Source organism: Pseudomonas sp. GW821-FHT01A09 (assembly GCF_058986725.1).
This window is the reverse complement of record NZ_JBYSWB010000015.1, coordinates 137,555-164,542: the sequence shown is the minus strand read 5'-3', so window position 1 is coordinate 164,542 and position 26,988 is coordinate 137,555. Positions and strand designations below refer to the sequence as shown.

General features: G+C 63.0%; 20 protein-coding genes, 7 tRNA genes and 1 pseudogene. 3 read left to right on the top strand and 25 right to left on the bottom strand.

The window, feature by feature from the left end:
- The coding region (locus AC3WJP_RS18180; RefSeq protein WP_493721954.1) for a transposase at positions 1–726 on the top strand (726 nt) is incomplete at its 5' end.
- 743 nt (positions 727–1,469) lie between these two features.
- Here the strand turns inward: AC3WJP_RS18180 and AC3WJP_RS18175 are convergent.
- The 18 genes from AC3WJP_RS18175 to leuC form a co-directional block, all read right to left on the bottom strand.
- Positions 1,470–1,546, bottom strand: a tRNA-Asp gene (locus AC3WJP_RS18175).
- A 95-nt stretch (positions 1,547–1,641) separates the two neighbouring features.
- A tRNA-Asp gene (locus tag AC3WJP_RS18170) sits at positions 1,642–1,718 on the bottom strand.
- A 59-nt stretch (positions 1,719–1,777) separates the two neighbouring features.
- Positions 1,778–1,853 (bottom strand) — tRNA-Val (locus AC3WJP_RS18165).
- 85 nt (positions 1,854–1,938) lie between these two features.
- Positions 1,939–2,712, bottom strand: a complete 774-nt coding sequence (locus AC3WJP_RS18160; RefSeq protein WP_493724035.1) for an SDR family oxidoreductase — start codon at positions 2,710–2,712, stop codon at positions 1,939–1,941.
- Entirely contained in the window at positions 2,712–3,923 is a 1,212-nt protein-coding gene (locus tag AC3WJP_RS18155) for an O-succinylhomoserine sulfhydrylase (protein ID WP_493724034.1), read from the bottom strand. Before AC3WJP_RS18155 ends, AC3WJP_RS18160 begins: the two co-directional genes overlap by 1 nt.
- Positions 3,924–3,934: 11 nt before the next feature.
- Positions 3,935–5,440 carry an amidophosphoribosyltransferase gene (gene purF / locus AC3WJP_RS18150; RefSeq protein WP_493724033.1) on the bottom strand — a complete coding sequence of 502 codons (1,506 nt, stop codon included), beginning with the start codon at positions 5,438–5,440 and terminating at the stop codon, positions 3,935–3,937.
- 41 nt (positions 5,441–5,481) lie between these two features.
- The gene (locus AC3WJP_RS18145; RefSeq protein ID WP_493724032.1) at positions 5,482–6,042 is read right to left on the bottom strand and encodes a CvpA family protein; all 561 of its coding nucleotides are present in this window, start codon (positions 6,040–6,042) and stop codon (positions 5,482–5,484) included.
- 211 nt (positions 6,043–6,253) lie between these two features.
- Positions 6,254–6,958, bottom strand: coding sequence for an SPOR domain-containing protein (locus tag AC3WJP_RS18140; protein ID WP_493724031.1), 705 nt, complete (start codon positions 6,956–6,958; stop codon positions 6,254–6,256).
- Positions 6,942–8,249 carry a bifunctional tetrahydrofolate synthase/dihydrofolate synthase gene (gene folC / locus AC3WJP_RS18135; RefSeq protein WP_493724030.1) on the bottom strand — a complete coding sequence of 436 codons (1,308 nt, stop codon included), beginning with the start codon at positions 8,247–8,249 and terminating at the stop codon, positions 6,942–6,944. The genes AC3WJP_RS18140 and folC overlap by 17 nt, the downstream gene beginning before the upstream one ends.
- On the bottom strand, positions 8,246–9,166 hold the full coding sequence (accD, locus tag AC3WJP_RS18130; RefSeq protein WP_493724029.1) for an acetyl-CoA carboxylase, carboxyltransferase subunit beta: 921 nt from the start codon (positions 9,164–9,166) through the stop codon (positions 8,246–8,248). The genes folC and accD overlap by 4 nt, the downstream gene beginning before the upstream one ends.
- A gap of 209 nt (positions 9,167–9,375) precedes the next feature.
- Entirely contained in the window at positions 9,376–10,023 is a 648-nt protein-coding gene (locus AC3WJP_RS18125; protein WP_493735684.1) for a phosphoribosylanthranilate isomerase, read from the bottom strand.
- A gap of 60 nt (positions 10,024–10,083) precedes the next feature.
- A complete protein-coding gene (truA, locus tag AC3WJP_RS18120) occupies positions 10,084–10,938 on the bottom strand; it encodes a tRNA pseudouridine(38-40) synthase TruA (protein WP_493724027.1) in 855 nt (284 codons plus the stop codon).
- Positions 10,939–11,079: 141 nt separating this feature from the next.
- A complete protein-coding gene (locus AC3WJP_RS18115; protein ID WP_493724026.1) occupies positions 11,080–13,731 on the bottom strand; it encodes a FimV/HubP family polar landmark protein in 2,652 nt (883 codons plus the stop codon).
- A 69-nt stretch (positions 13,732–13,800) separates the two neighbouring features.
- Positions 13,801–14,802 carry an aspartate-semialdehyde dehydrogenase gene (locus AC3WJP_RS18110; protein ID WP_493724025.1) on the bottom strand — a complete coding sequence of 334 codons (1,002 nt, stop codon included), beginning with the start codon at positions 14,800–14,802 and terminating at the stop codon, positions 13,801–13,803.
- 231 nt (positions 14,803–15,033) lie between these two features.
- On the bottom strand, positions 15,034–16,146 hold the full coding sequence (gene asd / locus AC3WJP_RS18105) for an aspartate-semialdehyde dehydrogenase (protein WP_493724024.1): 1,113 nt from the start codon (positions 16,144–16,146) through the stop codon (positions 15,034–15,036).
- 57 nt (positions 16,147–16,203) lie between these two features.
- On the bottom strand, positions 16,204–17,286 hold the full coding sequence (gene leuB, locus AC3WJP_RS18100; protein WP_493724023.1) for a 3-isopropylmalate dehydrogenase: 1,083 nt from the start codon (positions 17,284–17,286) through the stop codon (positions 16,204–16,206).
- Positions 17,287–17,470: 184 nt separating this feature from the next.
- Positions 17,471–18,115 carry a 3-isopropylmalate dehydratase small subunit gene (gene leuD / locus AC3WJP_RS18095; RefSeq protein ID WP_493724022.1) on the bottom strand — a complete coding sequence of 215 codons (645 nt, stop codon included), beginning with the start codon at positions 18,113–18,115 and terminating at the stop codon, positions 17,471–17,473.
- The gene (leuC, locus tag AC3WJP_RS18090) at positions 18,112–19,545 is read right to left on the bottom strand and encodes a 3-isopropylmalate dehydratase large subunit (RefSeq protein ID WP_493724021.1); all 1,434 of its coding nucleotides are present in this window, start codon (positions 19,543–19,545) and stop codon (positions 18,112–18,114) included. Before leuC ends, leuD begins: the two co-directional genes overlap by 4 nt.
- Before the next feature lie 131 nt (positions 19,546–19,676).
- On the opposite strand from leuC, the gene AC3WJP_RS18085 reads away from it, so the two are divergent.
- Positions 19,677–20,567 (top strand): LysR family transcriptional regulator, encoded by an 891-nt coding sequence (locus AC3WJP_RS18085; protein WP_493724020.1) that lies wholly within the window; start codon positions 19,677–19,679, stop codon positions 20,565–20,567.
- Between the two features lie 234 nt (positions 20,568–20,801).
- Positions 20,802–22,973: pseudogene (locus tag AC3WJP_RS18080) on the top strand (sensor domain-containing protein); the annotation flags it as partial.
- Between the two features lie 30 nt (positions 22,974–23,003).
- Here the strand turns inward: AC3WJP_RS18080 and AC3WJP_RS18075 are convergent.
- From AC3WJP_RS18075 to gltX, 7 genes are all read right to left on the bottom strand, one after another.
- Positions 23,004–24,023, bottom strand: coding sequence for a tRNA dihydrouridine synthase (locus tag AC3WJP_RS18075; RefSeq protein ID WP_493724019.1), 1,020 nt, complete (start codon positions 24,021–24,023; stop codon positions 23,004–23,006).
- A gap of 191 nt (positions 24,024–24,214) precedes the next feature.
- The gene (locus AC3WJP_RS18070; protein ID WP_493724018.1) at positions 24,215–24,649 is read right to left on the bottom strand and encodes an acyl-CoA thioesterase; all 435 of its coding nucleotides are present in this window, start codon (positions 24,647–24,649) and stop codon (positions 24,215–24,217) included.
- Positions 24,650–24,783: 134 nt separating this feature from the next.
- Positions 24,784–24,859 (bottom strand) — tRNA-Glu (locus AC3WJP_RS18065).
- A gap of 43 nt (positions 24,860–24,902) precedes the next feature.
- A tRNA-Ala gene (locus AC3WJP_RS18060) sits at positions 24,903–24,978 on the bottom strand.
- 55 nt (positions 24,979–25,033) lie between these two features.
- Positions 25,034–25,109 (bottom strand) — tRNA-Glu (locus tag AC3WJP_RS18055).
- A gap of 70 nt (positions 25,110–25,179) precedes the next feature.
- Positions 25,180–25,255 (bottom strand) — tRNA-Ala (locus AC3WJP_RS18050).
- A 225-nt stretch (positions 25,256–25,480) separates the two neighbouring features.
- Entirely contained in the window at positions 25,481–26,962 is a 1,482-nt protein-coding gene (gltX, locus tag AC3WJP_RS18045; protein ID WP_493724017.1) for a glutamate--tRNA ligase, read from the bottom strand.
- Positions 26,963–26,988 lie beyond the last annotated feature (26 nt).

Here is a 26,988-nt window from a genome sequence, read left to right as displayed (position 1 = left end):
AAAATGCGAGGGCCCTACGTCGCATTGGTGGCATACAACGTCCAGAGCGCTGTGGACGCGAAGCACTGTTTGATCGTGCACCACGAAGTCACTCAGGAGGGCTCCGATAACCGCCAACTTGAACCGATGGCCAAGGCTGTTAAAGACGAGCTTGAGCAATCAACACTCTGCGTTGCAGCGGATGCAGGCTATTCAAATGGCGCCCAGTTCCAGGCGTGTGAGGATGCGGCGATCACCGCATTTGTCCCGCCGAACAGATCCGCCAACGCGGCCAGCGGTGGGGAGCAGTATTTTGACCGCAAAGACTTCAGTTACAACAAAGAGACGGATCAGTATCAGTGCCCTGCTGGCAAGTTACTGATCCCGAAATACCTGAATAACAGTGGTCGAGTCTATAAAGCGAGCGTCCGCGACTGCAGGGGCTGCCTACTGAAAAGCCGCTGTACCAAGGGCGAGCATCGCTCGCTGATGCGCCATGCCCATGAAGAGGCGTTTGAGCGAATGGAGCAGCGGATGAAAGCTCATCCCGATATGATGCGCTATCGCCGCTCCATCGTTGAGCACCCCTTCGCAAATCTGAAGCACTGGATCTTCGGCAATGGCCGCTTTTTGCTGCGCCAATTGAAGGGCGCGCGTGCAGAAATGGCACTTGCGACACAGGTCTACAACCTGAAGAGGGCTATTCAGGTGCTGGGAGGTCGAAAGTTGATGGCGCTGATGGGCTGAAAGGCTCTCTTGTTTTTTACAGACCGTAAAAGCCAATGCCCCGACAAGTCGGGGCATTGGCTTTATTCGCTGCGAACTGAGTTTTCACACGGTCTGATCCATGGCCCAGCGGGGCTTAGCCGGCATCCATGCCGGCTATCCCTGCGCAAGCGCGCCTCCACGCGGCCTGCTGGAAGGGGGCCGCGACCCCAAGGCCGACTCGAAAGCAGAACAGTGATATTTGTGGCGTTCTCGAGATTCTAAAAGCGTCAGCGGTTGGCTTTTTGGCTTTTGGCTTTTGGCTTTTGGCTTTTGGCTTTTGGCTTTTTGGGCTTTGAAAACACCGCGATTTCCGCTTGGTCCTGCTTGCGCTCCAGCCTGTGCGGCGCCCTTCCAGCAGGCCGCGTGGAGGCTGCTGAATCGGTGGCTCCCCGGCATGGATGCCGGGGAAGCCGCTCTGAGCCATGGACGGCGATTCGCGGCGTGCCACCGATTCAGCAGCCGGAACGCGGGTACCCTGAGCGTCAGCGAAGGGCCAATGTAGGGCGCCGCACAGGCTGGAGCGCAAGCAGGACCAACACGCCATCCAAAAGCCCCATAGCCAAGACACCGCAGCCCTGAAGCCAGATCCGAACACAGACGACAAGCGCCGCAACCAGGAACCAGCCTCGGCCTAACCATTAACCAGCGCCCACAAAAAAAGCGACCCTAAGGCCGCTTTCTCTGTTTCGCTTCAAGGAGTTCAAGGGCCTCGAAGCTATGTATGGCGCAGCGGACGGGACTCGAACCCGCGACCCCCGGCGTGACAGGCCGGTATTCTAACCGACTGAACTACCGCTGCGTATCGCTCGGACTTGCGTCCGTTTGAACCTGTTTGATTCAGCAGCCTGAAGGCTTTTGAATCGCCAACCGGGCAAACCCGACTGGTACATAAAATGGCGCAGTGGACGGGACTCGAACCCGCGACCCCCGGCGTGACAGGCCGGTATTCTAACCGACTGAACTACCACTGCGCGTCGGTGCTTCTTCTGAAGCGTTACAACCCATATTGCGATGCTGCTTTCTCACGAAGTGGTGGGTGATGACGGGATCGAACCGCCGACCCTCTGCTTGTAAGGCAGATGCTCTCCCGGCTGAGCTAATCACCCTTTGCTTCGCTGAGGCCGCGAAATTTACGCACCTAGCGATGCTAAGTCAATACTCTGATTGAAGTTTTTTTCAAAAAGCCTTTTTTCAGGGCTGATAGATCATCTTGCGGGTCATGCCACCATCGACGACGAATTCCTGCCCGGTAACGAAACCGGCCTGCCGCGACAGCAGCCAAGCAACCATCCCGGCGACGTCCTCGACCGTGCCCACACGCCCGGTCGGATGCTGTGCATGATCACTATCGCTGAGGGGCTCGGCACGTCGTACAGCAGCGTCACGGGTGTCGATCCAGCCAGGGCTGACCGCGTTGACCCGAATCTCCGGGCCGAGGCTGATGGCCAGCGCATGGGTGAGCGCCACCAGGCCGCCCTTGCTCGCCGCGTAGGCCTCGGTATCGGGTTCAGATTGCCGCGCGCGGGTGGACGCCAGGTTGACGATCGCCCCACAGCGCGCACGCAGGTAAGGCGCGCAATGCTTGGCCAGCAACATCGGACCGCCCAGGTTGACCGCCATGATGCGGTTCCAGTGGACGACATCCAGAGATTCAAGGGTGGTGTTATGCGGATCGGCGATGGCCGCGTTGCACACCAGCGCGTCCAGGCGACCGAACTGGCCCAGCACCTGAGCGACGCCGGCAGCGACCTGAGCTTCGTCGGCGACGTCCATGGCGATGAACAAGGCATTCTCGCCCAGCGCCTTGGCAACCTTGGGGCCGCGCACGCGGTCAAGGTCGGTGAGCACCACTTGCCACTGCTCGCTGATCAGCCAGGCAGCGATGCCCAAGCCGATCCCGCGTGCAGCGCCGGTCACCAACGCGACGCGGCCATTGTGACCGCGTTCGGCGGGAGCGAAATCTATCACAGCGCAGCCAGGCCGCGGGCTAGATCGGCTTGCAGATCGGCGACGTCTTCCAGGCCGACGGCGACGCGAATCAGGCTGTCGCGGATGCCCGCAGCTTCACGCTCCTGGGGCGACAAGCGACCGTGGGAAGTGGTAGCCGGGTGGGTGATGGTGGTCTTGCTGTCACCCAGGTTGGCGGTGATGGAAATCAACCGCGTGGCATCGATGAAGCGCCAGGCGCCCTCTTTGCCGCCCTTGACCTCGAAGCTCACCACGCCGCCGAAGCCTTTGGTCTGGCGCTTGGCCAGCTCGTGCTGCGGGTGGCTCGGCAAGCCCGAGTAGTGGACCTTCTCGATGCCGTCCTGACGCTCCAGCCACTCGGCCAGCGCCTGGGCGTTCGAGCAGTGCTGACGCATGCGCAGGCTGAGGGTTTCCAGGCCCTTGAGGAAGATCCAGGCGTTGAACGGGCTCAGCGAAGCGCCCGCGGTGCGGACCACCCCAACCATCTCCTTCATATGCTCGGCACGCCCGGCAACCACACCGCCCATGCAGCGGCCCTGGCCGTCGATGAACTTGGTGGCGGAATGCACGACGATGTCGGCACCGAGCTTGAGCGGCTGCTGCAAGGCTGGAGTACTGAAGCAGTTGTCGACCACCAAAAGCGTGCCCTTGGCATGCGCGATGGCGGCCAGTGCGGCGATATCCACCAACTCGGCCAGCGGATTGGAAGGCGACTCGACGAAGAGGAATTTGGTATTGGGCTTGATCGCCTTGTCCCAGCCATCGAGGTTGACCAGCGGCACGTAATCGATCTCGATGCCGAAGCGCTTGAAATACTTGTCGAACAGGCTGATGGTCGAGCCGAACACGCTTTGCGAGATCAGCACGTGATCGCCAGCGCTGCACAGGCCCATGGCAATGGCGGTGATGGCCGCCATGCCGGTGGAGAAGCCCACGGCCTGCTCGGCGCCTTCGAGTGCCGCCATACGCTCTTCGAACGAGCGCACGGTGGGGTTGGTGTAGCGCGAGTAGACGTTGCCCGGCACTTCACCGGCAAAGCGCGCGGCGGCATCGGCAGCCGTGCGGAAAACGTAGCTGGAAGTGAAGAACAGCGGATCGCTGTGCTCCCCTTCCGGCGTGCGGTGCTGACCGGCGCGCACCGCGAGGGTGTCGAACGAGACGCCCTCCAGATCACTGTCCAGCCGGCCTGCGTCCCATTCCTGTGTCATGCCACGACTCCTTAGTTGTTGTACAGATCGATGATTGCGCTCACGGCTTGCGTCTTGACCTTGGAGGCGTCGTTGCGCGCCTGCTCGATCTTGTGCAGGTAATGCGCGTCGATATCACCGGTCACGTACTTGCCGTCGAATACCGCGCAATCGAAGTTGTCGATCTTGACCTTGCCACCGCCGACCGCGTCGATCAGGTCTGGCAGGTCCTGGTAGATGAGCCAGTCGGCGCCGATCAGGTCAGCGACGTCCTGGGTGCTGCGGTTGTGCGCGATGAGTTCGTGCGCACTCGGCATGTCGATGCCGTAGACGTTCGGGTAGCGCACCGCCGGCGCGGCGGAGCAGAAGTAGACGTTCTTGGCGCCGGCTTCGCGGGCCATCTGGATGATCTGCTTGCACGTGGTGCCGCGCACGATGGAGTCGTCCACCAGCATCACGTTCTTGCCGCGGAATTCCAGTTCGATGGCGTTGAGCTTCTGGCGTACGGATTTTTTCCGCGCGGCCTGGCCAGGCATGATGAACGTGCGGCCGATGTAGCGGTTCTTGACGAAGCCTTCACGGAACTTGACGCCCAGGTGGTTGGCCAGCTCCAGGGCCGCGGTGCGGCTGGTGTCCGGAATCGGGATGACCACGTCGATGTCGTGCTCGGGACGCTCGCGCAGGATCTTCTCGGCGAGCTTCTCGCCCATGCGCAGACGCGCCTTGTACACCGAGATGCCGTCGATGATCGAGTCCGGACGCGCCAGGTAGACGTGTTCGAAGATGCACGGCGCGTACTGCGGGTTGGGTGCGCACTGACGGGTGTGCAGCTTGCCGTCTTCGGTGATGTATACCGCTTCGCCCGGCGCCAGATCGCGGATCAGAGTGAAGCCGAGCACGTCAAGAGAAACGCTCTCGGAGGCGATCATGTACTCGACGCCTTCGTCGGTATGACGCTGGCCGAACACAATCGGGCGGATGGCGTGCGGGTCGCGGAAACCGACGATGCCGTAACCGGTGATCATCGCGACCACGGCGTAACCGCCGGTGCAGCGTTTGTGCACGTCGGTGACGGCGGCGAACACGTCTTCTTCGGTGGGCTGCAACTTGCCGCGCACCGCCAGCTCATGGGCGAAGACGTTGAGCAGCACCTCGGAATCGGAGTTGGTATTGACGTGACGCAGGTCCGACTCGTAGATCTCCTTGGCCAGCTGCTCGACGTTGGTCAAGTTGCCGTTGTGCGCCAGAGTGATGCCGTAGGGCGAGTTGACGTAGAACGGCTGCGCCTCGGCCGAAGTCGAGCTGCCGGCCGTTGGATAGCGCACGTGGCCGATGCCCATGGCGCCGACCAGGCGCTGCATGTGGCGCTGCTGAAACACATCGCGCACCAGGCCGTTGTCCTTGCGCAGAAACAGCTTGCCGTCGTGACTGGTTACAATACCGGCAGCGTCCTGGCCCCGATGCTGGAGAACGGTTAAGGCGTCATACAGCGCCTGATTGACGTTCGACTTGCCGACGATACCGACGATGCCACACATGCGACCCAACCCCTACGTAGTGAATCTGAACTGAACACCCTTCACTGTCCTTTGGTGGCGGACGGCAAGAGGTGATCCTTGAACGGAAGATCAACCGGTGAGCTGATTCCGCTGGCGAGCCACTGGCTGGTCATCCCCAGAATGAGGTTTTTCGACCAGTCAGCGACCAATAAAAACTTGGGCAGCAACTGCGATTGTTGCCACCATGGATCCTGTTGTACCGGGCCCAGGCTCAACAGCCCGGCCGCGACCACGACCAGCAGGCCTCCGCGCGCGGCGCCGAAGACCATGCCCAGAAAACGGTCGGTCCCGGACAGGCCGGTGACGCGAACCAGTTCGCTGATCAGATAGTTGACCATCGCCCCGACAATCAGCGTGGCGACGAAAAGAATGGCGCACCCGGCAATCACACGGGCTGAAGGCGTCTGGATATAGGGCTCGAGGTACTGAGCCAGACCGCCACCGAACATCCACGCCACGGCACCGGCGATAATCCAGGTGACCAGCGACAGGGCTTCCTTGACGAAGCCTCGGCTCAGACTGATCAACGCGGAGATGGCGATTATCGCAATAATCGCCCAATCGACGTAGGTAAATGGCACGGTGCAGTCCGCAGACGGTTAAGGCGGCGCATTTTAGCAGAGCGGCGGCGTTGCGGTAAGCGGGGAATGTTAAGCGCGGCGATTTAGCAGGTCTATCGATTGCCCTCCCCTGTAGCGAGGGGGCTTGCCCCCGAAAAGTGCCCTGCACCAATTACTTGTACCTAGCGGATATCTTTCGGGGGCAAGCCCCCTCGCTACAGGGGATTGTGGCTTAGCCGCGCTCGGGCTCGAAACGCACGACGAAGCCCTTGAGGTTCTGCTGGCGATTGAGGGTGTCGCGCAGACGCTCGGCTTCGGCGCGGTCGACCAACGGCCCGACGTAGACGCGATTCTTGCCGTCGGCCGAACGCACGTAAGCGTTGTAGCCTTGGGTGCGCAGGGTTTTCTGCAGATTGTCGGCGCCATCGCGGGAAGATAGGCTGGCCAACTGCACCGACCAACTGATCGGCAAGCCGTTGGGGTCGATCTTGGTGGGTGGCTGCGCGGTAGCGGCTGCTGGCTTGGCGGCCGTGGCCACTGCGGGCGGCGGCGCGGCCGCGGGCTTGCTCGTTGGCGCGCCGCCGACGGGCATGCTTGGCTTGCTGGCCGTCGCGGGGGCGACGGCACCCGGCTTGGGCACAGCGGCCGGGGCGGGCACATTGGCAGCGGGCGGCAGCGGCGCGCTGGTCTGTTCCTCGGCGATATCCGCGCCCTCCGGCACCGGTTCCTGAGCCACGGGCTGCTGCTGCGGCACCTGCACCGGTTGCACCTGCACCTGCGGCTGCACCGGGGCTTGCGGCGCGGCTGGCGCATCGACACGCACTTCGCGCATTTCGTCCTGACGCGAAAACAGCATCGGCAGGAAGATCACCGCCAGCGCGATCAGCACCAGCGCTCCCACCATCCTTTGCTTGAACGTGTTATCCAGCAGAGCCATGCTCACCTACCTCCAGGGCGTTGTGCTCGAGCCATTGCAAGGCCTCGCCAACACAGAAAAATGATCCGAACAGGAGGATTTCGTCCTCGCAGCTCGCACGCTCGCACTGAGCCTGCAACGCGTGGGCGACACTGCCATAGGACGCTACCGACGCGCCAAGGTTCTGCAAGGCTTCCTGCAATTGCGCGGCAGTGCGGCTGCGCGGGGTCGGCAGCGGCGTGACCGCCCAGTGCTGCACCACACCGGCCAGCGGCGCGAGCACACCGTCGAGGTCCTTGTCGGCGAGCAAGCCGAACACCGCCAGACGCTGACCGGCAGGTACGCGGATGGCCAGGCGGCGAGCCAGATACTCGGCGGCATGGGGGTTGTGGCCGACGTCGAGCAGCACATTGATGCGCTTGCCCTGCCACTCATAGACACGCCGATCCAGACGCCCGGTCACCCGCGTGCGTAGCAAAGCGGCGGCAATCTGCCCGGCATCCCAAGGCAAACCGCTAAGGCTGTAGGCCTGCAAGGCCAGCGCGGCGTTCTCCATCGGCAGGTCGAGCAACGGCAGCTCTGTCAGCTCGATGCGCTGACCTGCCCCGTCTAGCCCGCACCAATCCCAACTGCTGGAGCCGATGCGCAGATCGTATTCACGACCGCGAACGAATGCCGGGCAGCTCAGCTCGGCGATCTTGTCGAGCAAGGGTCGCGGCGGATCGATATCGCCGCACAGCGCCGGGCGGCCCTGACGCAGGATGCCGGCCTTCTCGAAGGCCACCGATTCGCGGCTGTCGCCCAGCCAGTCGCTGTGGTCGATGCCGATGCTGGTGATCAGCGACAGATCGGCATCGATCAGGTTGACCGCGTCCAGCCGCCCGCCCAGCCCCACTTCAAGCACCACGGCGTCCAGATTCGAGCGCGCGAACAGCCAGAATGCAGCCAGGGTGCCCATTTCGAAGTAGGTCAGGGAGATGTCGCCACGGGCCGCCTCGATGGCCGCGAAGGCCTCGCACAGCGCTTGATCGCTGGCTTCGAGGCCGTCGACCTGCACCCGCTCGTTGTAGCGAATCAGGTGCGGCGAGCTATAGACGCCGACCCGCAAGCCCTGGGCGCGCAACAGCGACGCCAGGAAGGCACAGGTCGAGCCCTTGCCGTTGGTGCCCGTGACGGTGATCACCCGCGGGGCCAACGCGCCGAGCTGCAAACGTTCGAGCACTTGCTGCGAACGTTCCAGGCCCATGTCGATGGCCGAAGGGTGCAGCTGCTCGAGATAGGCGAGCCATTCGCCGAGGCCGCGTTGGATCATACGTTGGCAGGCACCGGCGGCACGACGATCGGTTCGATAGGCGCGGCGACGTAGACCGGCGTCGGCAGGCCCATCATCTGTGCCAGCAGGCTGCCCAGGCGTGGGCGCAGTTCCTGACGGTGAACGATCATGTCGATGGCGCCGTGTTCCAGCAGGAACTCGCTGCGCTGGAAGCCTTCGGGCAGTTTTTCCCGCACGGTCTGCTCGATCACGCGGGGGCCGGCAAAGCCGATCAGGGCTTTGGGCTCACCGACGATCACATCGCCGAGCATCGCCAGGCTGGCGGAAACGCCGCCGTAGACCGGGTCGGTCAGCACCGAGATGAACGGAATGCCTTCTTCACGCAGGCGCGCCAGCACGGCCGAAGTCTTGGCCATCTGCATCAGCGAGATCAGTGCTTCCTGCATGCGCGCGCCACCGGACGCCGCGAAGCAGACCATCGGGCAGCGATTTTCCAGCGCGTAGTTGGCGGCGCGCACGAAGCGCTCGCCGACGATGGCGCCCATGGAGCCGCCCATGAACGAGAACTCAAAGGCGCTGCACACCACCGGCATGCCCAGCAGGGTGCCGCTCATGGAGATCAGGGCGTCTTTTTCGCCGGTCTGCTTCTGCGCCGCGGTGAGGCGGTCCTTGTACTTCTTGCCGTCACGAAACTTCAGGCGGTCGACCGGTTCCAGGTCGGCGCCCAGCTCGTTACGGCCGTCGGCGTCGAGGAAGATGTCCAGGCGTGCACGCGCGCCGATGCGCATGTGGTGGTTGCACTTGGGGCAAACGTCCAGGGTCTTTTCCAGTTCCGGGCGATACAGCACCGCTTCGCAGGACGGGCACTTGTGCCACAGGCCTTCAGGCACCGAGCTCTTTTTCACCTCGGACCGCATGATCGAAGGGATCAGTTTGTCTACCAACCAGTTGCTCATGCTTTCTTTTCTCCAGTACCGGGGGACCGAACGTCTGGCGTTTCCAGGTCCCGCGTATGCCCTTGAGCGTATTCATGTGTGTTGCGAATTCAGTGCAGCGGGAATTTCGCCGCGAAACAGGTGGACGGCGGCCGTTGGCCCGCCGTCACATCAACATCACTGTAGCGGGGGGGCTCGCCCCCGAAAAATCTGCCAGGCGAAAACCCAGGTCAAGCCGTTATTTTTCGGGGGCAAGCCCCCCCGCTACGCACGGCTGCCATAAAGGCCGCCATCTTGTCGTGATCCTTGATGCCCTTGCTCGCCTCTACCCCGCCGCTGACGTCTACTGCGTAGGGCCGTACTCGCGCGATCGCCTCACCGACGTTGCTCGCCGACAGGCCTCCGGCGAGGATGATCGGCTTGCTCAGGCGGCTGGGCACCAGCGACCAGTCGAACGCCTCGCCCGTGCCGCCGGGCACGCCGGGCACATAGGTGTCGAGCAGAATGCCGCGTGCGCGGTGATACAGCTTGCACGCGGCCTCCAGATCGTCGCCCGGACGCACCCGCAATGCCTTGATCCAGGGGCGATGATAGCCCTCGCAATCGGCTGGGGTCTCATCGCCATGGAACTGCAGCAGATCGAGCGGCACCACTTCGAGAATTTCACTGAGTCCGCAGCGGCTGGCGTTGACGAACAGGCCCACCGTGGTCACGAAGGGCGGCAGCGCGGCGACGATCTCGCGCGCTTGCGCGGCCGTGACCGCCCGCGGGCTCTTGGCGTAGAACACCAGGCCAATGGCATCGGCCCCGGCCTCGGCAGCGGCCAGTGCATCCTCTATGCGGGTAATACCGCAGATTTTGCTGCGAACGGCGGACATGTACAAACAACCTCGTCGCACGGGTAAAGTCCCGGATGGTAGCAAATGCCGAGGGCAGCGTCAGCCCGGGAGTGTATCGAAGCCGGTGAGGAAATGCGGACCGATGTAGCGCTCCGGCAGCGCGAAGCAGTCGTGGTACTCCACCTGCACCAGATACAGGCCAAAGGGATGTGCCGTAACCCCGCCGGTCCGGCGGATGCGGCTTTCCAGCACCTCGCGCGCCCACTCCACCGGCCGCTCGCCGGCTCCGATGGTCATCAGCACCCCGGCGATGTTGCGCACCATGTGGTGCAGAAAGGCGTTGGCGCGGATGTCGATGACGATCATCTTGCCGTGCTGGGTGACCCGCAGGTGATGGACCTTCTTGATCGGCGACTTGGCCTGACACTGACCCGCGCGAAAGGCGCTGAAATCATGGGTGCCCACCAGCGCTTCAGCGGCCTGGGCCATGCGCGTGACATCCAGCGGGCGGTGGTTCCAGGTGATCTCTTCGGCCAGATGCGCCGGGCGGATCTGGTCGTTGTAGATGACATAGCGATAGCGCCGAGCGATGGCCTTGAAACGCGCATGGAAATCCGCCGGCATGACCCGCGCCCAGGTCACACTGACGTCGTGGGGCAGATTGATATTGGCGCCCATGACCCAGGCCTTGAGGCTGCGTTCGGCCTGGGTGTCGAAATGCACCACCTGGCCACAGGCATGCACGCCGGCATCGGTGCGCCCAGCGCACATCAAGGACACCGGCGAGTCGGCGACCTTGGACAGGGCCTTCTCGAGGGTTTCCTGCACGGTGGTCACGCCCGACGCCTGACGTTGCCAGCCGCGATAGCGCGAGCCTTTGTATTCGACGCCAAGCGCGATTCGGAAAAAGCCGTCAGCCGCCCGTTCGGCGGCTGAGTTGTCGATGAATTCCACGGGGATACAGCCTGTCGATTGCTTGATGGCGGGGATTATACGGATACTCATGTAGCGAGGGGGCTTGCCCCCGAAAAATCAGCCAGACGTAACATGTACAGAGGGCTGATAATTTCGGGGGCAAGCCCCCTCGCTACAAGGTCACGCCAGCCCGGAGAGCATCTTGCGCGCTTCGGTGCGCTGCGCTTCGCTGCCTTCCTTGACCACTTCATCGAGGATGTCCCGGGCGCCGTCGGCGTCCTGCATCTCGATGTAGGCACGGGCCAGGTCGAGCTTGGTGGTGACCTCGTCGGTACCGGCCAGGAAGTCGAACTCATCGTCCAGATCATCGGCCCCGGTGTTGAGCGCAGGCTTGCCCATGGTCTGGGACAGGCGATCGAGCTCAGCGTTGACGTCGTCCAGGTCGGAAGCGAATTTTTTCGATTCGACCTCATCGTCATCCGGCAGCGACAGGTCGAAGTCGGAGGACAGGTCGACCTCCTCCTTGACCGGCGGCACCACCGGCCTGGCCGGCTCGTCCAACGTGCTCAGCGGCTCTGCGGTGTCGAGGTCGTCCACCGCAGAGGGCGCAGGATCGTCGGCGCCGAGGTCGAGGTCGAAATCGGCCAGCTCGTCACCCACCGCTTGTTGCTCGGCGGTACTGCGGGCCAGCAGCGCATCAAAATCGGCATCGGCGCTGTCCAGGTCGTCGTCTTCAGCGGCGGCGAGCGGATCGACGCCATCGAGGCTGAGGTCGAAATCGGTATCGAACACATCACCAATCGGCTCTGGCGCGTCGCTGGCGACGTCTTCACTGAGCAGATCCTTGACGTACTGCGCGTCCAGTTCGGCCGCTACCGCCGCGGCGCTCAAGCCCAAGGCCGCAGCACCGAGCATGGCCGGGTAACGGGCCTTCAGGGCTTCAGCCTCGGCGTGGTTGCGGCCGTTGGCGACCAACTGGCGCTCTTCGCCGACGAAGGCATCGCGGTCGCCTTGCTGGGCGTAGACTTCCATCAATTTGAGGCGCAGGTCACTGCGCTCCGGCTCCCGGGCCACTGCGGCTTCAAGAATGTCCGCCGCGTGATTGAGGCGACCATGGTCGATGGCGCGCTCGGCCTCCAGCAGCACGTCGTCGGCTGCCGGGCCCACCACCAGCGAGGCGACCGACGGCGGCGCATCGGCGTCCAGAGGCGGTGCCGGGCGGTAAACGGCGTTAGTCGAGGGTTCGTGCTGCGCCGCAGCCTGAGCGGCAGCAGCCGAGGCGGCTACCGCAGCAGGCGTCAAGCGCACGTTCGGCGGCGTTTCGAGACCATCGAAGGTGCCCGGCGGCATATCGAAATCTTCTTCGCGATACAGCGGCTCATCGGTCAGCGCTGCCGCCATGCGCTTGTGCTTTTCCGCTTCGGCCAAGGCGTTGCGTCGGCGTGCCAGCAGCAACGCACCCAGCAACAGCAGCAAGACCACACCACCGGCGATCAGGCCCCAGAGGATAGGATTGCTGCGCATCCTGTCGCCCAGGCCAGGCTGGGCCTCGGCGGGCACCACCACAGGGGCTGGCGTCACTGGCTCAGCGGCCGGCGCTGGAGCCGGCGTAGCGGTCTCGGCGCCAGGCGCACCGGGATTCAAGGTGGCATTGATCGGCGGGGTGGGTGTCGCACCCGGCGCTGCGGGGGTCTCGCTGCCCGGCGGGGTCGCCGGTGCACCCGGCGCCGCACTGGCAGGGGCTGGCGCGCCGGCCGCTGCGGCACCGGCTGCGGCACCTGCGGCGCCACCGGCATTGACGTCGATACCGGCCGCCTGCAAGCGTGCCAGTTGATCATTCTTGAGTTGAATCAGTTTCTGCAGCTTGTCGATCTGACCCTGCAGATCGCCGTTGCGGCTTTTCAGCTCATCGTTGTTACGGCGTGTAGCGTCGAGGTCTTCCTGGGTGGTCGCCAGCTTGTCGCTGAGCGCCCGCGCATCCCCTGCGGCGCCCTTGCCGTTGGTGCGCGCGCCCGAGACCAGGCTGAGCTTGTCTTGCTGGGCGTTGGCATTGGGCGCAGCGTTGCCCGAACCACGGCGCGTGGCATCGAGTTGCTGAGCGCGCGGCCCCAGGCGCCGGCCATCGCGCCAGGCCGCATTCTGCCGGGCCACTTCGGCGATGGCATCGTTTTGCGGCAGCGCGGTGGCTTGCTGGCCGTCAGGCAGGCGCAACACCTGACCAGACTTGAGACGGTTGATGTTGGCGTCGATAAAGGCATCCGGATTGAGCGCCTGAATCGCCAGCATGGTCTGCTGCACCGACGCACCGTTGCGATAGCGCGCAGCGATTTCCCACAGGGTATCGCGCGCGGTGGTGGTGTATTGGCTGGTGGCGTTGGCCCCGGTCACCGCAGGCTGCGGCGCGTTTTGCGCGGCGGCGGCTTGCGGCGAGAAGCGCGTCGGATCGACCAGCACGCTGTAGTCACGCATCAGTCGACCGGCGGGATAGACCACTTGCACGAGGAATTTGACCATCGGCGCCGACAACGGCTGGCTCGAGGTCACACGGATGACGCTGCGGCCACTGGCATTGATGACCGGGGTGAACACCAGATCGTTGAGATAGCCCTCACGGCTCACCCCGGCCTTGGCGAACGCATCGGGCGGCGCCAGGGTCGGCACCACCTCGGCGGCCGTCAGGTCGCGCACGTCGCGCAGCTCGATTTCGGCCAGCAGCGGCTGATTGGCCGTCGACTTCAGGGTCAGTTCGCCCAGCACCAGCGCCTGCGCCATACCGGATGACAGCGCCGAAGCGGCGGCTATTGCTAACACCAGTTTGCGAACGTGAACCATGGTCTCAATCCTTGTCTGAACATTCCTCGGCAAGCGAGATACTTTATACAAAGTGTTGCCAAGTATCTTTTACACAAGGTCTTTTATCAACAATTCAGCCAACTGCACAGCGTTGAGTGCGCCGCCTTTGCGGACGTTGTCGACGGTCGCCCACAGATTCAATTCCGCCGGATCGTCGACGCCCGTACGCAAACGGCCGACATAGACCACGTCCTGGCCCACGGCATCGCCCACCGGGGTCGGGTAATCGTCATTTTCGACGCGCTCGATACTGGCCGCCGAATCCAGCGCGGCGCTCACCTGAGCCAGATCGACCGGTTCGGCGCTGCGCAATGAAACGGTAAAGCTGTCGCCAAAGAACACCGGCACCTGAATGCAACTGACTGAAACCTTTAGTAAAGGCATATCCAGCAATTCGCGCAATTCGCTGACCACACGCCGTTCCAGACTCAAATGCCCCTGGGCGTCCGGCTTGCCGACCTGAGGCAGCACGTTGAAGGCCACCTGACGGTCGAAGAAGCGCGGCTCCAGCGGGCGAACGTTGAGCAGCTCGGCGGTCTGGCGGGCCAGTTCGTTGACGGCTTCGCGGCCCAGGGCGGAGATCGCCAGGCAGGCCGTGACCGTGACCTGCTGCAATTGCAGGTGTTCGCGCAGAGGGGCCAGCAGCACCGCCAGGGCGACCGCCGTGGAGCTGGGGCTGGCGACATGCAGTGGCGCGGGCAAACCGACCAGCCGCTGGCCGTTGGCCTCTGGCACCAGATTCGGCACACCGGCGTCGGCGGCCAGATCGATGATCGTGCACCCTGCCGCCCGCGCGCGATCGGTAAAGCTGCGGCTGACTGCGGGGCCTGCGGCGAAGAACACCAGACGCACTTGCGCGAAGTTGAAATCGTCGACCTCGCGCACCCGCACGTTCTTGCCGCGGAACGCCACCGAGGCGCCGGCCGACTCGCTGCTGGCCAGCAAGTGCAAGGCGCCCACCGGGAAGTCGCGCTCTTCGAGGACCTGCACCAGGGTTTCTCCCAGCGTGCCGGTGGCACCGACGATGGCGATATCGAAAGTCTGGGTCATGGGCTAATCCTCGAGCATTACAGGGGGGCGGCACTTTATCGGGAATAAGGAGCGATTGGAAACGCCGACTGACTACAAACCTGTAGCGAGGGGGCTTGCCCCCGAAAGATCGTGTCAGCACCATGTTTATGACTGACACCCTTTTTCGGGGGCAAGCCCCCTCGCTACAGGTGCGGCACGAAAAAGCCCGCAGCTCTTGCGAGGCGCGGGCTTTTCGTCAGGCCACAGCGATCAACGCTCCAGCAGGATCCGCAGCATGCGGCGCAGCGGCTCGGCGGCGCCCCACAGCAGCTGGTCGCCGACGGTGAACGCGCCCAGGTACTGCGAGCCCATCTTCAGCTTGCGCAGGCGCCCTACCGGGATGTTCAGCGTGCCGGTCACCTTGGTCGGCGACAGTTCCTGCATGCTGATTTCACGCTGGTTGGGCACCAGCTTCACCCAAGGGTTGTGCTGGCTGATCATGCCTTCGATGTCGGCGATCGGCACGTCCTTGTTGAGCTTGATGGTCAGTGCCTGGCTATGGCAACGCATGGCGCCGATGCGCACGCAGATGCCGTCGACCGGGATCGGGCTCTTGAAGCGGCCGAGGATCTTGTTGGTCTCGGCCTGGGCCTTCCACTCTTCGCGGCTCTGGCCGTTCGGCAGTTCCTTGTCGATCCAGGGAATCAGGCTGCCGGCCAGCGGCACGCCGAAATTCTCGGTCGGGTAGGCTTCGCTGCGCATGGCTTCAGCCACCTTGCGGTCGATGTCGAGGATGGCGCTGGCCGGGTTGGCCAGTTCATCGGCAACGGCGGCGTGGGTCGCGCCCATCTGCTTGATCAGCTCGCGCATGTTCTGCGCGCCGGCGCCGGAAGCGGCCTGATAGGTCATGGCGCTCATCCACTCCACCAGACCGGCCTCGAACAGACCGCCCAGGCCCATCAGCATCAAGCTGACGGTGCAGTTGCCGCCGATGAAGTTCCGGGTACCGGCATCCAGCTGCTGGTCGATGACCTTGCGGTTGACCGGATCGAGGACGATGACCGCGTCATCCTGCATGCGCAGGCTCGAAGCCGCGTCGATCCAATAACCCTGCCAGCCGGCTTCACGCAGCTTGGGGAAGACTTCACTGGTGTAGTCGCCGCCTTGGCAAGTGAGGATCACGTCCAGGGTTTTCAGTTCGTCAATGCTGTAAGCGTCCTTGAGCGGAGCAATATCCTTGCCCACTGCAGGGCCTTGGCCGCCCACATTGGAAGTGGTGAAAAACACCGGCTCGACCAGGTCGAAATCACCCTCTTCGAGCATCCGCTGCATAAGCACGGAACCAACCATCCCGCGCCAACCGATCAGACCTACACGTTTCATCGCAACTACACCTTCAACAAAAAGTGGGCCGCTGCCTGTTGCAGCGGGCCCAAGAGATTACAGATTCCGCAGCGCGGCGACTACTGCATCGCCCATTTCCTGTGTACCGACCTTGGCACAGCCTTCGCTCCAGATGTCGCCAGTGCGCAGGCCTTGATCGAGAACCAGGCTCACGGCCTTCTCGATGGCGTCGGCGGCAACCTGCTGGTCGAAGCTGTAACGCAGCATCATCGACACCGACAGTATGGTCGCCAGCGGGTTGGCGATGCCTTTGCCGGCGATGTCCGGCGCCGAACCGTGGCACGGCTCGTACATGCCTTTGTTGCTGGAATCCAGCGACGCCGACGGCAGCATGCCGATAGAACCGGTCAGCATGGAAGCCTGATCCGACAGGATGTCGCCGAACATGTTGTCGGTGACGATCACGTCGAATTGCTTGGGCGCGCGCACCAGTTGCATGGCGGCGTTGTCGACGTACATGTGGCTGAGTTCGACGTCAGGGTAATCCTTGGCCACTTCTTCGACCACTTCGCGCCACAACTGGCTGGAGGCCAGCACGTTGGCCTTGTCCACCGAGCAGAGCTTCTTGCCGCGCTTTTGCGCGCTTTCAAAGCCGACCACGGCAATGCGGCGGATTTCGCTTTCGCTGTACGGCAGGGTGTCGTAACCCTGGCGTTCGCCGTTGTCGAGCACGCGGGTGCCACGCGGGGCGCCGAAGTAGATGCCGCCGGTCAGCTCGCGCACGATGAGGATATCCAGGCCCGCGACCACTTCCGGCTTGAGGCTCGAGGCCTCGGCCAGTTGCGGGTAGAGGATGGCCGGACGCAGGTTACCGAACAGGCCCAGCTGCGAACGGATTTTCAGCAGACCGCGTTCCGGACGGATGTCGCGCTCGATCTTGTCCCATTTCGGACCACCCACCGCGCCCAGCAGCACGGCGTCGGCGGCGCGGGCACGCTCCAGGGTCTCGTCGGCCAGCGGCACGCCGTGCTTGTCGATGGCAGCGCCACCGATCACGTCATGCTGCAGGGCGAAGCCCAAGGCGTACTTGTCGTTGGCCAGTTCCAGCACCTTGACCGCTTCGGCCATGATTTCCGGACCGATACCGTCGCCTGGGAGAATCAGAATCTGCTTGCTCATGGGTTCCTCGTTGTTCTGGGTGTCGGGTGTTTCGGTGACGCTGCATTTTCAGCGTCGATCCGTGTGGTGAGGGGGCTTGCTCCCGAGGGGCCGAGCCTGCTGTCGACAGTGGATCAGTGCCGACGTATCGGGAGCAAGCCCCCTCGCCACAGGGTACGGCGCTCGCTCCCGACGCGATGAATGATCAAGCGTCGCGAAACAGCCAGGGCTGGCTTGCGCGGTGTTTGCTCTCGAAGGCGGCGATCGCGTCGCCATCCATCAAGGTCAGGCCGATGTCGTCAAGACCGTTGAGCAGGCAATGCTTGCGGAATTCGTCGATCTCGAACTTGTGCGTCTGGCCATCCGGGCGGGTGACGGTCTGGCTGGCCAGATCGACCTGCAGCTGGTAACCCGGCGTGGCCTCGACCTGCTTGAACAACTCGTCGACTTCGGCGTCGCTGAGAATGATCGGCAACAGACCGTTCTTGAAGCTGTTGTTGAAGAAGATGTCAGCGTAGCTCGGCGCGATCACGCAGCGAAAGCCGTACTCGTCCAGCGCCCAAGGCGCATGCTCGCGGCTCGAACCGCAACCGAAGTTCTCCCGAGCCAACAGCACGCTGGCGCCTTGATAGCGCTCGTGGTTGAGGACGAAATCCTTGTTCAGCGGGCGCTTGGAGTTGTCCTGATAAGGCTGACCTACGTCCAGGTAACGCCATTCGTCGAACAGGTTGGGGCCGAAGCCGGTGCGCTTGATCGATTTCAAGAACTGCTTGGGAATGATCTGGTCGGTGTCGACGTTGGCGCGATCCAATGGCGCGACCAGGCCGGTGACTTGAGTAAAGGCTTTCATGCTGCGCTCCCTTGAGTCAATTCGCGAACATCGATAAAGCGGCCGGTGACGGCAGCGGCGGCGGCCATGGCCGGGCTGACCAGGTGGGTACGGCCACCGGCGCCTTGACGGCCTTCGAAGTTGCGGTTGCTGGTGGACGCACAATGCTCGCCCGACTCCAGGCGGTCCGGGTTCATCGCCAGGCACATGGAGCAGCCGGGCTCACGCCATTCGAAACCGGCGTCGACGAAGATCTTGTCCAGGCCTTCTTTTTCGGCCTGGGCTTTGACGAGCCCCGAGCCCGGTACCACGATGGCTTGCTTGATGGTCGAAGCGACCTTGCGGCCCTTGGCGATCTCGGCCGCAGCGCGCAGGTCTTCGATCCGCGAGTTGGTGCACGAGCCGATGAACACGCGATCGAGCTGGATGTCGGTGATCGCCTGGTTGGCGGTCAGGCCCATGTACTTGAGGGCGCGTTCGATGGAGCCACGCTTGATCAAATCGCTCTCTTTGGCAGGGTCCGGGACGTTCTGATCCACGGCCAGGACCATCTCGGGCGAGGTGCCCCAGCTGACTTGCGGCTTGATCTGGGCGGCGTCAAGCTCGACCACGGTGTCGAACACGGCGTCGGCATCGGTGACCAGTTCTTTCCAGGCTTCTACCGCCTTGACCCAGTCCTCGCCTTTGGGCGCGAACGGACGGCCTTCGACGTAAGCGACGGTTTTTTCATCCGCCGCCACCAGGCCCACGCGGGCACCGGCTTCGATGGACATGTTGCAGATGGTCATGCGGCCTTCGATCGACAGGTCACGGATGGCGCTGCCCGCGAACTCGATTGCATGGCCGTTGCCGCCGGCAGTCCCGATCTTGCCGATCACGGCCAGGACGATGTCTTTGGCGGTCACGCCAGCCGGCAATTGGCCTTCGACCTTGACCAGCATGTTTTTCATCTTCTTGGCGACCAGGCACTGCGTAGCGAGCACGTGCTCGACCTCGGAAGTGCCGATACCGTGAGCCAGAGCACCGAAGGCGCCGTGGGTCGAGGTGTGCGAGTCACCGCAGACCACCGTCATGCCCGGCAGGGTCGCGCCCTGCTCCGGGCTGATGACATGGACGATGCCTTGGCGCACGTCGTTCATCTTGAATTCGGTGATGCCGTATTCGTCGCAGTTGTCGTCGAGGGTCTGCACCTGCAGGCGCGAGACCTGGTCGGCGATGGCTTCGATTCCGCCCTTGCGCTCCGGTGTGGTCGGCACGTTATGGTCCGGCGTGGCGATGTTGGCGTCGATACGCCACGGCTTGCGCCCGGCCAGGCGCAGGCCTTCGAAGGCTTGCGGCGAGGTCACTTCGTGAATGATGTGACGATCGATGTAAATCAGCGCCGAGCCATCGTCGCGCTGTTTGACCAAGTGCGAATCCCAGAGCTTGTCGTAGAGCGTTTTGCCAGCCATCAGACGGTTCCTCATCAGCTTCTTTCTGCGCCAATAACCACTTGGCTTGTGGGGTGGATGGTAAGAGGTTAGATTGGATAACTCAAATTCATAATTTTTATGCTTTGGATAACCAAAAGGAATTCGAGTCGGTGGACTTCGCCAATCTAAATGCCTTCATCGCCATCGCCGAGTACGGCAGCTTCTCCGGCGCCGGGGAACGCCTGCACCTGACCCAACCGGCCATCAGCAAACGCATCGCCAGCCTCGAACAGCAACTCAATGTACGCCTGTTCGACCGGCTCGGGCGTGAAGTCAGCCTCACCGAGGCCGGGCGCGCCCTGCTGCCCCGGGCCTACCAGATTCTCAATGTGCTGGACGATACCCGGCGCGCCCTGACCAACCTGACCGGCGAGGTCAGCGGCCGCTTGACGCTCGCTACCAGCCACCACATCGGCCTGCATCGCCTGCCACCGATCCTGCGGGCCTTTACCCGCAAGTATCCGGCGGTGGCCCTGGACATCCAGTTTCTCGACTCCGAGACCGCCTACGAAGAGATCCTCCATGGCCGCGCCGAGCTGGCGGTCATTACCCTTGCCCCGGACCCTCACCCCCTGGTGCGGGCTATCCCGGTGTGGGACGACCCGCTGGACTTCGTGGTCTCTGCCGAACATCAACTGGGCAGTCAAAAACAGGTCAGCCTCGAGGAAATCGCCCGGCATCCGGCGGTATTTCCCGGCACCAACACCTTCACCCACCATATAGTGCGCCGCCATTTCGAAGCCCAGGGCCTGTCACCCAACATCTCCATGAGCACCAACTACCTTGAAACCATCAAGATGATGGTGTCCATCGGACTGGCCTGGAGCGTGCTGCCGCGCACCATGCTCGACGACCAGGTGGCCGCCGTTTATTTACCCGACATGCAACTGCGCCGCCAGCTAGGCTACATCCTGCACACCGAGCGAACGCTCTCCAATGCGGCCCGGGCGTTCATGGCGCTATTGGATGCCGAAGTGGTGCTTGACGCCACCCCGGCTTGAGTGGGAAAAGCATGACTTGAGGTTTCATGCGCAGGCAACTGGCAACAATAAGGTCCGCGATCGATGCCAACACCTCTCTATCCAATTGTCGATCATGCCGACGCCGACGCGCCCAGCCTGCTGGAGCGCAAAGGGCATAGCGGGCCCGATACCGATGCGACCATCGCCCAGGCGGTCGCGCAACCCTTGCGCTGGCATTGGGATCTGGACAGCGGGCAGATCGTCGACAGCCGCATACGTGAGCGTAGCGTCAGTTATCAGGATGCCGACGGAACCAGCCGACAAGTGGTCGGCAGCCTGAACACCATCAGCCATCAGATCGAACGCGAGCAACGCCTGGTTCATTCCGAAGAGAAGTTCTCGAGCCTGTTCCAGGCCTGCCCGGATCCGATCTGCGTGACCCGCTTGAGCGACGGGATTTTCATCGAGATCAATTCCAAATTCACGCAGACGTTCGGCTGGAGCGCGAAACAGATCATCGGCCGCACCGCACGTGAGGCCGGTTTCTGGGCCAACGACGACTTCCACGAACGGCGCATGGAGCATTTCATGCGCGATCAGTCGCTCGATCAACTGACCATTACCGTGCATAGCCGCTTTGGCCGCGCCCTCACCTGCCTGGTGTCCAGCAGCATGATCCGCGTCAGCGGCTCGTCGTGCCTGGTCACCACCCTGCGCGACGTGACCAAGCAACAACGGGCCGAAGCGGCATTGAAGGCCAGCGAGGAAAAGTTCGCCAAGGCCTTCCACTCCAGCCCGGACGCCATCACCATCATCAACAAGGCCAACGGTCGCTATCTGGAGGTCAACGACGGTTTCTGCCGCCTCACCGGTTATCGCGCCGAGGATGTGCTGGGGCGCCGCGTCGACGACGTGCAGATCTGGGCGGACGAACGGCAGTACGAGCGCCTGATCATCGCCGTCGAAGACACTGGCCGGGTGTTGCACCATGAAATGCTCGGGCGCACGCGCCAGGGCCAGTTGATCACGGTGGAAGTGTCGGTTGAAACCATCATCCTCGATGAAAAACCCTGCCTGCTGACCACCTCTCGCGATGTCAGCCAGCTGCGCAACGCCCAGGCGCAGATTCGCCATCTGGCCTACCACGACTCACTCACCAACCTGCCCAACCGCGCCCTGCTGATGGAGCGCCTGAGCCACCACATCGGCCAGCTCAAACAGCTCAATCAACGGGGCGCGTTGCTGTTCCTCGACCTCGACAACTTCAAGCACATCAACGACTCGCTGGGCCACCCGGTGGGCGACTCGGTGCTGAAGATCGTCACCGCCCGCCTCGAGGCCTCGGTGCGCATGGAAGACACCGTGGCGCGCCTGGGCGGGGACGAGTTCGTGGTGCTGATCACCGGCCTCAAGGGCACACGCCGCGATGTCACCGCCCAGGTACGCAGCACCGCCGACGAATTCCGTCAGTTGCTGGCGCAACCGATGTCGCTGGACAGCCACCGCTTGCAAGTGACCCCGAGCATCGGCATCGCCTTGATCCCCGATCACGGCTCGACCCCGGCCGACCTGCTCAAACGTGCCGACATCGCGCTGTACCGGGCCAAGGACGCCGGGCGCAACACCACGCAGCTGTTCCACAGTTCGATGCAAAAAGCCGCGGTGGAGCGCCTGCGCCTGGAGAACGACCTGCGCATGGCCTTGGCGCGCAACGAACTGCAGCTTAACTTCCAACCGCAGGTGGACGCGCGCAGCGAGCACATCGTTGGCGCCGAGGTGCTGCTGCGCTGGCACCACCCGGAACTGGGCATGCAACCGCCAGTACTGTTCATCCAGGTGCTGGAAGAAAGCGGGATGATTCTGGAGGTGGGCAGCTGGATCCTCGAGGAAGCTTGTCGTGCCGCCGCGCAATTGCTGCGCGAAGGCTTGATCGATCCTGCCACCTTCAGCCTGTGCGTGAATATCAGCCCGCGGCAGTTTCGCCAGAACGATTTCGTCGAGCGTGTGCTGTTGAGTCTGAGCACCCACGCCGTGCCCTGCCGCGTGCTCAAACTGGAGATCACCGAGGGCATCGTGATTCAGGATCTGGACGACACCATCGCCAAGATGCACGTCCTCAAGAAGCTGGGGGTGAGTTTCGCAATGGACGACTTCGGCACCGGCTATTCCTCGCTGACCTATCTCAAGCGTCTGCCGGTGGATGCCTTGAAGATCGATCAGTCATTCGTGCGCGATGCCGCGGATGATCCCAACGACGCGGAAATCGTCCGCGCGATCGTGGCCATGGCCCACAGCCTGGAGCTGACGGTGATCGCCGAGGGGGTTGAGGCGTCGGATCAGCTGGAGTTCCTGCAGGGGCTGGGCTGTCATTTCTATCAGGGCTATCTGCACAGCCAGCCACTGTCGCTGCGGGCGTTTCGGGAGATGTTGCTGGCCGGGAATTAACCTGTAGCGAGGGGGCTTGCCCCGAAAGCTCTATTCGGCGAAAGAGTTTTGTCGGGCGGATAATTTTCGGGGGCAAGCCCCCCCGCTACAGGGTATGGCGGCGCTGCGCTCTACGCCCACCAGGCGATCGATGTGCGTCAATTCGGTTTCGCGGCGCAGCACGTCGAACATCACCACGGCTTCGGGATAGGTGCGGGTCAACATCGCCAGCCACTGCTTGAGCCGCCCTGGCGCCTGGCGCAGGGTGAGATGGGCGACCGCCTGCAGCCAGAAGTCCTGGATCAGTGGCAGCAACTCGGCCCAGGTCATGTCCGGCAGCTCGATGCCCTGGGCTGCGGCGACGATCTGCCGCGCCAGATCAGGGCGCGATACCAGCCCACGGCCCAGCATGAAGTCCTTGGCGCCGCTGACTTCACGGCAGCGGCGCCAATCGTCCACCGTCCAGATATCGCCATTGGCGAACACCGGCACCTTGACCACGTCCTGCACCTTGGCTACCCACTCCCAGTGCGCCGGCGGCTTATAGCCTTCGACCTTGGTCCGCGCGTGCACGACAATCTGCTCGGCGCCGCCTTCGGCCAGGGCGGTGGCGCACACCAGGGCAACATCCGGGCTGTCGAAACCAAGGCGCATCTTGGCCGTCACCGGGATATGCGCCGGGGTCGCGCGCCGCACCTCGCGCACAATTGCGTGCAGCAACTCGGGCTCCTTGAGCAGCACTGCGCCGCCGCGGGACTTGTTCACCGTTTTGGCCGGGCAACCGAAGTTCAGGTCGATGGCCGGCGCCCCCAGCTCGCAGGCCAGCGCGGCGTTCTCGCCCAGCAGCAGCGGATCGGAGCCCAGCAATTGCACGCGCAGCGGCACGCCCGACGCGGTTTTCGCGCCGTGCTGCAGTTCGGGGCCGAACTTGATGAACTGACTGGGCGGCAACAGGCGATCGTTGACGCGAATGAATTCGGTCACGCACCAGTCCAGCCCGCCGACGCGAGTGAGGACGTCGCGCATGATGTCGTCGACCAGGCCTTCCATGGGCGCCAGGGCTATTTGCATGGGGAACGGTGTCTCGAAAATGGGCGCGGCATTGTAGCCTGAATCCCCTGCTGCAGGATAAACCCTGTGGTGAGGGGGGTTGCTCCGATACGGTGTGTCAGCACCTGCAGCGGTGACTGGCAGATTGTATCGGGGGCAAGCCCCCTCGCTACAGGGTTGAACGGGAAATCGGGTAACTCGACGTCACCGGCTCAGGCCGATTGCAACGCCGGGGCGTAGCCTTCGATGAACTGCGCAGGCATGCGCTTGGGCTTGCCCGTGGACAGCTCGATACAGACAAAGGTGGTTTGCGCCCGCAGCAGCGTCACGCCATCGCGGGGGCGGAGCAACTGGAAGCGCCGCTGCATCTTCAGGCGCTGATCCCAATCGACGATCCAGGTCGCCAGCACCAGTTGGTCATCTTCGTAGGCGGCGGCCAGGTAATCGATCTCGTGGCGGACCACGGCCATCGCGCGGTCAAGGCGCCGATAGGCCACCAGGTCCAGCCCCAGGTGTTGGGAATGGCGCCAGGCACCGCGCTCCAGCCAACTGACGTACACGGCATTGTTGGCGTGCCCGAGGCCGTCGATATCGTCGGCGCCGACGCTCAGTTCGATGGTGAAGGGTGTGGGCAGATCCCAATTCATCGCGGCTCTCACTTGGCTGTGGTCGACAAGGGCGCAGTGTACCGAATCAGGAGTGACGGTTTTTCGTCCGCCAGAAAAAACAAAAGGCCCATTCAATAATCGAATGAGCCTTGGTCCCGCAGAGCGGGAAATCGTGGCGTCCCCTAGGGGACTCGAACCCCTGTTACCGCCGTGAAAGGGCGGTGTCCTAGGCCACTAGACGAAGGGGACGCAAAACCTTCATGCAGATCCGCTAGCGCGGATCCTGGCAAATTGGTGGAGCTAAACGGGATCGAACCGTTGACCTCTTGCATGCCATGCAAGCGCTCTCCCAGCTGAGCTATAGCCCCGAATTTATCGCCCTGCGGCGGGATGGAAGCTTTCACGTTCCCATCTCTGTAAAACTGGCGTCCCCTAGGGGACTCGAACCCCTGTTACCGCCGTGAAAGGGCGGTGTCCTAGGCCACTAGACGAAGGGGACATACCTTCTACCAATGATCAGTCTGGAACTGATCGGCGTAAAGTCAAACTTCAACGTTACGCCTGGAAATTGGTGGAGCTAAACGGGATCGAACCGTTGACCTCTTGCATGCCATGCAAGCGCTCTCCCAGCTGAGCTATAGCCCCAAACAGTGTGTTGCTGTGTGGACGGGGCGCATATTAAGTGCGGACCGGTGTGCTGTCAAACTTATTTTTGAAAAAATCTCAAAATAATTTACCGCGATAACAGTGACTTACTGGCAAACCACTGTGGCGAGGGGGGTTGCTCCCGATGCGGTGTGTCTGCACCTGCATCGGTGGCTGGTGTACCGTATCGGGGGCAAGCCCCCTCGCTACAGGGTGGGTTTGGATTCAGGCGAGGGTGCCCAGCAGTTTTTCCCATTCCTTGTTTTCTTTCTTCGACACGCCGCCCAGCAAGTCCAGCGCCTGACGCAGACGGAAACGCGTCAGGTCCGGGCCGAGGATTTCCATGGCGTCGAGCACCGACACGGAGCTGGCCTGACCGGTAATGGCGGCGAACATCAGCGGCATGGCGTCGCGCAACTTGAACTCCAGCGCCTCGACCACCGCTTGAATGGTGCCGGTGATGCGCTCCTTGTCCCACTGGCGCAAGGCTTCGAGCTTCCAGAGGATCAACTGCATCAGCTGACGAACCTGATCACCCGAAAGCTTCTTGCTCTCAAACAGCTTCACGTCCGGGTTCACGCCGCCAGCGAAGAAAAACCCGCCCAAGGGTGCAATCTGGCTGAAGGTCTCTACCCTGCCCTGCACATGGGGGGCGATCTTCATCATGTAATCGCTGTTGAACGCCCATTGCTGCACGCGTGCGGCGAATTCCTGCACCGGCAATTCGCGCAGCCACTGGCCATTGAGCCAGGACAGCTTCTCGATATCGAAGATCGGCCCACCCAGTGACACGCGCGACAGGTCGAAATGCTCGACCATCTCGGCCAGGCTGAATTTCTCCCGCTCGTCGGGCATCGACCAGCCCATGCGCCCCAGGTAGTTGAGCATGGCTTCGGGCATGAAGCCCATGCGCTCGTAGAAGGTCACCGAGGTCGGGTTCTTGCGCTTGGACAGCTTGCTCTTGTCCGGATTGCGCAGCAGCGGCATGTAGCACAGCTGCGGCTGCTCCCAGCCGAAGTACTCGTAGAGTTTCATCAGCTTGGGCGCCGAGGGCAGCCACTCTTCGCCGCGCAGCACGTGGGTGATGCCCATCAAGTGGTCGTCGACCACGTTGGCGAGGAAGTAGGTCGGCAGGCCGTCGGTCTTCATCAGGACTTGCATGTCCATGCGGTCCCACGGGATCTCGACGTTGCCGCGCAGCATGTCAGGGACCACGCAAATGCCTTCGGTCGGCACCTTCATACGGATCACATGGGGCTCACCGGCGGCCAGGCGACGCGCGACTTCTTCCGCCGACAGCAGCAAGGCACGACCGTCGTAGCGTGGGGTTTCGCCGCGGGCCAGTTGCTCGGCGCGCATCTGGTCCAGTTCTTCGCTGGTGCAGAAGCACGGGAAGGCATGGCCCAGATCGACCAGTTGCTGAGCGTACTGCTTGTAGATGTCGCCCCGCTCGCTCTGCCGATACGGGCCGTGCGGGCCGCCGACGTCCGGGCCTTCGCTCCACTCGATGCCCAACCAGCGCAGGGCGCCGAAGATCTGCTGTTCGGACTCGCGGGTCGAGCGCAGCTGATCGGTGTCTTCGATGCGCAGGATGAACTCGCCGCCATGCTGTTTGGCGAAGCAATAGTTGAACAAGGCGATATACGCCGTGCCGACATGGGGGTCGCCGGTGGGCGACGGCGCGATGCGCGTACGAACGGTGGTCATGGAAAGTCCCGCAGCTGAATTGAATC

What these genes read in the sequence shown, in the direction of transcription:
- AC3WJP_RS18155 (WP_493724034.1), bottom strand. Translation starts at nt 3,923, where the DNA reads ATGACACAGGAATGGGACGCAGGCCGGCTGGACAGTGATCTGGAGGGC.
- purF (WP_493724033.1), bottom strand. Translation starts at nt 5,440, where the DNA reads ATGTGTGGCATCGTCGGTATCGTCGGCAAGTCGAACGTCAATCAGGCG.
- AC3WJP_RS18140 (WP_493724031.1), bottom strand. Translation starts at nt 6,958, where the DNA reads ATGGCTCTGCTGGATAACACGTTCAAGCAAAGGATGGTGGGAGCGCTG.
- folC (WP_493724030.1), bottom strand. Translation starts at nt 8,249, where the DNA reads ATGATCCAACGCGGCCTCGGCGAATGGCTCGCCTATCTCGAGCAGCTG.
- accD (WP_493724029.1), bottom strand. Translation starts at nt 9,166, where the DNA reads ATGAGCAACTGGTTGGTAGACAAACTGATCCCTTCGATCATGCGGTCC.
- AC3WJP_RS18125 (WP_493735684.1), bottom strand. Translation starts at nt 10,023, where the DNA reads ATGTCCGCCGTTCGCAGCAAAATCTGCGGTATTACCCGCATAGAGGAT.
- AC3WJP_RS18115 (WP_493724026.1), bottom strand. Translation starts at nt 13,731, where the DNA reads ATGGTTCACGTTCGCAAACTGGTGTTAGCAATAGCCGCCGCTTCGGCG.
- AC3WJP_RS18110 (WP_493724025.1), bottom strand. Translation starts at nt 14,802, where the DNA reads ATGACCCAGACTTTCGATATCGCCATCGTCGGTGCCACCGGCACGCTG.
- asd (WP_493724024.1), bottom strand. Translation starts at nt 16,146, where the DNA reads ATGAAACGTGTAGGTCTGATCGGTTGGCGCGGGATGGTTGGTTCCGTG.
- leuB (WP_493724023.1), bottom strand. Translation starts at nt 17,286, where the DNA reads ATGAGCAAGCAGATTCTGATTCTCCCAGGCGACGGTATCGGTCCGGAA.
- leuD (WP_493724022.1), bottom strand. Translation starts at nt 18,115, where the DNA reads ATGAAAGCCTTTACTCAAGTCACCGGCCTGGTCGCGCCATTGGATCGC.
- leuC (WP_493724021.1), bottom strand. Translation starts at nt 19,545, where the DNA reads ATGGCTGGCAAAACGCTCTACGACAAGCTCTGGGATTCGCACTTGGTC.
- AC3WJP_RS18075 (WP_493724019.1), bottom strand. Translation starts at nt 24,023, where the DNA reads ATGCAAATAGCCCTGGCGCCCATGGAAGGCCTGGTCGACGACATCATG.
- AC3WJP_RS18070 (WP_493724018.1), bottom strand. Translation starts at nt 24,649, where the DNA reads ATGAATTGGGATCTGCCCACACCCTTCACCATCGAACTGAGCGTCGGC.
- gltX (WP_493724017.1), bottom strand. Translation starts at nt 26,962, where the DNA reads ATGACCACCGTTCGTACGCGCATCGCGCCGTCGCCCACCGGCGACCCC.